Genomic DNA, 6,159 nt, shown 5'->3' on the forward strand with positions numbered 1-6,159 from the left:
CCGCTCGCGCCGGTTCGCGCACGCCGCCGCCGGGCGGCTCGACCCGGCCCGCACCGTCCGCGAGGCGCTGCGCCGCGGCGGGGAGGTCTCGCTGCTGCGGCACCGCGCCCACCGCACCCGGCGGCGGCGCGTGGTGCTGCTGGTCGACGTCAGCGGGTCGATGAGCCCCTACGCCGACGCGCTGCTGCGGTTCGCGCACGCCGCGGCCCGCTCGGGCGGCCGGACGGTGGAGGTGTTCAGCGTCGGCACCCGGCTCACCCGGCTCACCCGCGAGCTGCGGCACCGCGACCCCGACACGGCGATGGCCGCGGTGTCGGCGGCGATCCCCGACTGGAGCGGCGGCACCCGGCTCGGCGCGGAGCTCAAGGAGTTCCTCGACCGGTTCGGGCAGCGCGGCATGGCCCGCGGGGCCGTGGTGGTCATCGCCTCCGACGGCTGGGAACGCGGCGACGCGACGCTGCTCGGCGAGCAGATGCGCCGCCTGGCGCGGCTGGCGCACCGCGTGGTGTGGGCCAACCCGCACAAGGCCCGCCCCGGGTACCGGCCCCTCACCGCGGGCATGGCGGCGGCCCTGCCGCACATCGACGACTTCACCTCCGGGCACAGTCTCGGCGCGCTGCAGGAACTCGCCCGCCTGGTCGGGACGCCCGGCGGACGGCACAGGGGAGGTGCCCATGCGTGACGTGCTCGGCGACATCGCGTCCTGGTACGCGGCGGGCGAGACGTTCGGGCTGGCGACCGTGGTGAACACCTTCCGCAGCGCCCCCCGCCCGCCCGGCGCGGCCATGGCGGTGTCGCCGTCGGGCGAGGTGGTCGGCAGCGTGTCCGGCGGCTGCGTCGAGGGCGCGGTGTACGACCTGGCGCAGTCGGTGATCGCGTCCGGGGAGCCGGTCGTGCAGCGCTACGGCGTGAGCGACGACGACGCCTTCGCCGTCGGCCTGACCTGCGGCGGCATCCTGGACGTGCTGGTCGAGCCGGTCGGCCCGGACACCTTCCCCGAGTTCGGCCGGGTCGCCGCCTCCATCGAGGCGCGCGAGCCGGTGGCGGTCGCCACCGTGGTGGGCGGGCCGGGACGGCTCGGCGCCCGCCGGGTGGTCTGGCCGGACCGCGCGTCCGGCAGCCTGGCGCCCGGCGGGCCGCACGCGGCCCGGCTCGACGCCGCCGTGGACGACGACGCCCGCGGCATGCTCGCCCAGGGCCTGACCGGGCAGCGGCACTACGGCCGCGAGGGGCAGCGGCGCCGGGACGAGCTGTCGGTGTTCGTGCAGTCGTTCGCGCCGCCGCCGCGCCTGCTGGTGTTCGGCGCGATCGACTTCGCCGCCGCCGTCGCCCGCCTCGGCAAGTTCCTCGGCTACCACGTGACCGTGTGCGACGCCCGCCCGGTGTTCGCCACCTCCAAGCGCTTCCCCGAGGCCGACGAGGTCGTGGTGAAGTGGCCGCACAAGTACCTGGACGAGACCGAGGTGGACGAGCGCACCGCGATCTGCGTGCTCACCCACGACCCCAAGTTCGACGTGCCGCTGCTGCAGGTCGCGCTGCGCACCCCCGCGGGGTACGTGGGCGCCATGGGGTCCCGCCGCACCCACGCCGACCGGGCGCGGCGCCTGCGCGAGGCCGGGCTGACCGACGCCGAGCTGTCCCGGCTGCGCTCGCCCATCGGCCTGGACCTGGGCGCCCGCACCCCCGAGGAGACGGCCGTGTCGATCGCCGCGGAGCTCATCCAGCTGCGCTGGGGCGGTTCGGGCCGCCCGCTCAGCAGCACCTCCGGCCGCATCCACGGCGAAGCCCGCTGATGGCGGCCCGCGGCGACGCCCCCGCCGGGCTGCTGCTGGCCGCCGGCGCCGGCCGGCGGCTCGGCCGGCCCAAGGCGCTGGTGGAGGTGGCGGGCGAACGGCTCGCCGACCGCGGCGTGCGGGTGCTGCGCGAAGGCGGCTGCGCACCGGTGCTCGTGGTGACCGGGGCGGCGCCGGTGGAGGCGGCCGGGGCGGTCGCCGTGCCGAACCCCGACTGGCGCACCGGCATGGGGTCGTCGCTGCGCGCCGGGCTCGCGGCACTGCCGCCGGACGCTCCCGCCGTCGTCGTCGCGCTGGTCGACCAGCCGCGGGTCGGCGCCGCCGCCGTGCGCCGCATGGTGGCGGCCTACCGGGGCGGCGCCCGCGTCGCCGTGGCCACCTACGGCGGGGCGCCGCGCAACCCCGTGCTCATCGCCCGCGAGCACTTCGCCGACGCCGCCGCGGCCGCCGTCGGGGACAGGGGCGCCCGCGCGTTCCTGCGCGCCCGTCCGGACCTGGTCACCCCCGTCGCCTGCGACGACGTCGCCGCCCCCGACGACATCGACACCCCGGCCGACCTGGCCGCCTTCCTGCGGCGGCCCGGGGGCGCCCGCTGACGCCCGCGCCGCATGTCACGTTGACCGCCCTGATCGTTTCGGGTCGGATGGACCGCACTGGTCCGGCCGTCCGGTGGAGGTCATCATGCCCAAACCCCGTCCCGCCCATCTCGACAGCCCCGCGTTCACCCGGTTCATGAAGGTCTTCAGCGCGGCGCACGTGGCGGTGTACCAGCTGTCGGGCGGCCGGCTCGGCGGCCGGTTCCCGCGGTCGGGCGCCCCGGTGTGCCTGCTGACCACGATCGGCCGCCGCAGCGGCACCCACCGCACCAAGCCGCTGCTGTACCTGCCGGACGGCGACCGCGTGGTGATCGTCGCGTCGGTGGGCGGCCACCCCCGCCACCCCGCCTGGTACCACAACCTCACCGCCAACCCGAACGTGCTGGTGCAGATCGGGCCGGACCGGCGGCCCATGCGCGCCCGCACCGCCGACGCGGCCGAACGCGAGGAGCTGTGGCCCCGGCTGGTCGCCCGCTACCCCGACTACGCCGACTACCAGTCCTGGACCGACCGCGAGATCCCCGTGGTGATCTGCGAGCCGGTCTAGTCCCGCCCCGGCAGGACGCTCTCGTCCAGGGCGCCGCAGTCGACGGCGCGGCGCAGCCGGGCGGTCAGCGCCCTGATGGTGGCGGGCTCGTCGAGGACGCCGTCGCCCTTGCCCGCGGCCTGCTCGTGCCAGGCCCGGACCCGGCCGATCACCTCGTCCACCCCGTCCAGGTGGAAGGCGTACACGGCGGCGTAGCGGCTCGGCAGGTGCGCCGGGTGCATGTCCCAGCCCTGGTAGAAGCCGTGCCGCAGGGAGTGCCGGACGTGCGCGGCGTGCACCGCCCAGGTGCGGTTGACCTCGTCGGGGCCGTCGTTGCGCGGGATGACGTTGGTGGAGCCGTCCGACAGCCGCACCCCGGTGCCCGCCAGCGACACCTGCATGGCGTGCCGGGCGAAGTCGCAGGCGGGGTGGTCCAGCCGCTGCTCGGCGGGCGGCAGCCCGCACGCGGCGGTGTAGTCGAACACGCCGAAGTGAGCGGCGGTCAGCCGCCCGGCCGCGGCCTCGACGATGGCGCGCAGCCCGAACCGGCCCTGGTGGTCGATGATCGCCTCGGTGGTCTCCACCTGGACCTCGAAGCGCAGGATCCCGGCGGGCAGCCCGAGCGCCGCCTCCAGCCGCTCCAGGTACTCCACGAAGATCGACACGTGCTCGGCCATCACCACCTTGGGGAAGGTGATGGTGAACCCGCCGGGCAGCCGGCCGAGCCGGTCGCGCAGCGCGGTCAGGAACCCGTCCAGGGTCCGCATCGCGCGCACGTGGCCGCCGTCGGCGAACGACTTGATCCGCAGCCCCCAGTAGTGGGGCAGCGTCCGCGCCTGGTACGCGGCGGCGACGGCCTCGACGACCTGGGCGATGTGGGCGTCCTCCTCGGCGTCGTCGCGCACCCCGTAGCCGTCCTCGAAGTCGACGCGCACGTCCTCGATCGGCTCGGCGGCCAGCTTGGCGGCCACCCGCTCGCGCACCGTCCCGGCGATCTCCGGGTCGATGCCGAACGCGGTGCCGAACGACCCCGCGCCGGGCGTGTGCGTGTTCAGCAGCCGCAGCGCCTCGGCGCCGAAGTCGCCGGGCGTGGACGGGGAGAACTGGTCGGCGGGGACGTAGACGGTGTGCACCGGCTGGCGGCCGGAGGCCGGGCCGGGGAAGTGGCGGTCGTGCTCGGCGCGCACGGCGTCGACACGGGCGGACAGGTCGTCGATCGATGCAACGCTGAGATTCACCCCGCCATGATCCCGCAAGATGCCCCCCGAATGCGCGCCGGGCGGCGGGCCGGCCGGCAGAGCGGTCACGCCGGCCCCCGCGGCACGGCGGCGGCCAGGGCCGCCAGGGCGTCGGCGAACACCCCGGCGGGCGGCGACACCAGCCCGGCCCCCACCTGCCCGATGCCTGGCTCCCGCCCGGCGATGCCCGTGTCGATCACCGGCAGGATCCCGGTGCGCACCACCCGGGTCACGTCCACCCCCGCCGGGGTGCCGCGGAACGACAGCAGCGGGATCTGCAGCACCGGATGCTCGGCCAGCGTGATCTCGTACATCCGGCGGGTGGCGGCCACCGCGTCCGGCACCTCCCCGCCGACGAACCGGACGATCGCCGGCGCGGCGGCCAGCGCGAACCCGCCCATCCCGGCGGTCTCGGTGATGGCCGAGTCGCCGATGTCGGGGTTGGCGTCGGCCGGGCCGTAGGAGCCCAGATACAGCCCGTCGGGCACCTGCGCGGGGCCGGTGAACCACCGGTCGCCCGTGCCCGACACCTGGATGCCGAAGTCGGTGCCGTTGCGGGCCATCGCCACCACCAGCGTGGACCCCGGGACGCCGCGGGCGGCGTCGGCGGCGGCCTTGGCGGCGGCCATGGCGGCGTTCAGGAAGAAGTGGTCGTTGCCCGCCACGAACCGGAACACCTCGGCGACGTGCCTGCGCGGCGCGTCGCAGGCGACCAGGTCGGCGCCGAGCTCGCGCACCAGCAGGGAGGTGGCGGCGCGGTTGCGGTTGTGCAGCTCGTCGCCCATCTGCAGGGCCTGCGCGATCAGCCCGACCAGGTCGATCGGGCCGTGGCGGCGCACCGCGTCGCGCAGCAGCGGGCCGAGGACGGCGCCCATCCAGCGCAGCCGCTCCAGCACCTCGGGCCCGTACGCCCCGTACCGCAGCACCTTGCCCAGGCCCTCGTTGAGCGAGCAGCAGGCGGTGCCGCCGTGCGCGTCGTCCCGGACCACCAGCATCCACATCGACGGGCTCACCACGCCCGCCATCGGCCCGACGGCGCCGTGGTGGTGGCACGGCTCCAGGGTCGCCGCGCCCCGCGCGAGGGCCCGCTCGGCCTCCTCGGGGGTGCCGGCGAGCCCTTCCAGCAGCATGGCGCCCATGAGCGCGCCGCGCATCGGGCCGGACGCGCGGTCCCACTCCAGGGGCGGGCCCGCGTGCAGGAACACGCCCGGCTCCAGGCCCAGCACCTCCGCGGCCGGACGCACGTCCACCAGGTGCGGCCGCGCCGACAGCATGCGCCCCACGGCGCGCGCGTTGGCGTCGGCCCGGCGCGGGTCGCCGAGCACGGCGTTCAGCGCGGGCAGCGACTCCTCCGGCGCCGGCCGCCAGTCGACCTGCTCCACCGGCACCGCCTGCTGGGCCAGCGCCTCGGCCAGCACGCCGACGCCCGCGGCGACGACGCGCGGCTCGCGGGTCAGCAGCCCGCCCAGCCGGGGCCGCGCGTCACTCATCCGGGACTCCTTCCCCGAGCCCGTGCAGCAGGCCGACGGCGTGGCGGACGGCCTCGGCGTTGGAGGCGAACACCGACGCGCCCGCCTCCCGCAGGGCCGCGGCCTGCCGGTCGCGGCCCTGCGGATCGCCGGGCGTGCCGCACAGCGACACCACGACGGCCAGGTCGGCGCGGCCGGCGCGGGCCGCCGCCAGCGCCGGGGCGAGCGCGGCGGCCGGGTCGGGCTCGGCGCCGTAGCCGAGCACCACGTCCAGCAGCAGCACCCCGCAGGCGGGGTCGGCGGCGTGCTCGGCCACGGCCGCCAGCCGCAGCGTCGGATCGATCATGGGGTGGGCGCGTCCGCGGGTGTAGGCGTCGTCGCCGAAGTCCAGCAGCGCGTGCCCGGCGCCGCCCGGCAGCTCCTCGCGGGCGATCGCGTCGGCCTCGCCGCGCAGAGCGCCGCCGACGAGCAGGCCGCGCAGCGCCCGGCCGGGCGGCACCGGCGGCAGCGGCGCGGGCCAGCGCGTCCAGCGCCTCG

General features: G+C 77.2%; 6 protein-coding genes and 1 pseudogene. 4 read left to right on the top strand and 3 right to left on the bottom strand.

The window, feature by feature from the left end:
• The 4 genes from ABD879_RS31585 to ABD879_RS31600 form a co-directional block, all read left to right on the top strand.
• Window positions 1–682, top strand: a 682-nt coding sequence (locus ABD879_RS31585; RefSeq protein WP_345025433.1) for a vWA domain-containing protein, incomplete at its 5' end; no start/stop codon positions are given.
• Window positions 675–1,793 (top strand): XdhC family protein, encoded by a 1,119-nt coding sequence (locus ABD879_RS31590; protein WP_345025434.1) that lies wholly within the window; start codon window positions 675–677, stop codon window positions 1,791–1,793. The genes ABD879_RS31585 and ABD879_RS31590, both read left to right, overlap by 8 nt.
• Window positions 1,793–2,389, top strand: coding sequence for a nucleotidyltransferase family protein (locus ABD879_RS31595; protein ID WP_345025435.1), 597 nt, complete (start codon window positions 1,793–1,795; stop codon window positions 2,387–2,389). The genes ABD879_RS31590 and ABD879_RS31595 overlap by 1 nt, the downstream gene beginning before the upstream one ends.
• An 85-nt stretch (window positions 2,390–2,474) precedes the next feature.
• Window positions 2,475–2,936 (top strand): nitroreductase family deazaflavin-dependent oxidoreductase, encoded by a 462-nt coding sequence (locus ABD879_RS31600; RefSeq protein WP_345025436.1) that lies wholly within the window; start codon window positions 2,475–2,477, stop codon window positions 2,934–2,936.
• Here ABD879_RS31600 and ABD879_RS31605 read toward each other — a convergent pair.
• The 3 genes and pseudogenes from ABD879_RS31605 to ABD879_RS31615 form a co-directional block, all read right to left on the bottom strand.
• Window positions 2,933–4,153, bottom strand: coding sequence for a DUF6986 family protein (locus tag ABD879_RS31605; protein WP_345025437.1), 1,221 nt, complete (start codon window positions 4,151–4,153; stop codon window positions 2,933–2,935). The two genes, ABD879_RS31600 and ABD879_RS31605, sit on opposite strands and share 4 nt — an antisense overlap.
• A gap of 65 nt (window positions 4,154–4,218) precedes the next feature.
• Complete coding sequence (locus ABD879_RS31610; protein ID WP_345025438.1) at window positions 4,219–5,643, bottom strand: YlbE family protein; 1,425 nt, start codon at window positions 5,641–5,643, stop codon at window positions 4,219–4,221.
• Window positions 5,636–6,159, bottom strand: a pseudogene (locus ABD879_RS31615) (FdrA family protein); the annotation flags it as partial. The gene ABD879_RS31610 and the pseudogene ABD879_RS31615, both read right to left, overlap by 8 nt.

The sequence above is a fragment of the Actinomadura keratinilytica genome (assembly GCF_039539665.1).
Taxonomy (GTDB): domain Bacteria; phylum Actinomycetota; class Actinomycetes; order Streptosporangiales; family Streptosporangiaceae; genus Spirillospora; species Spirillospora keratinilytica.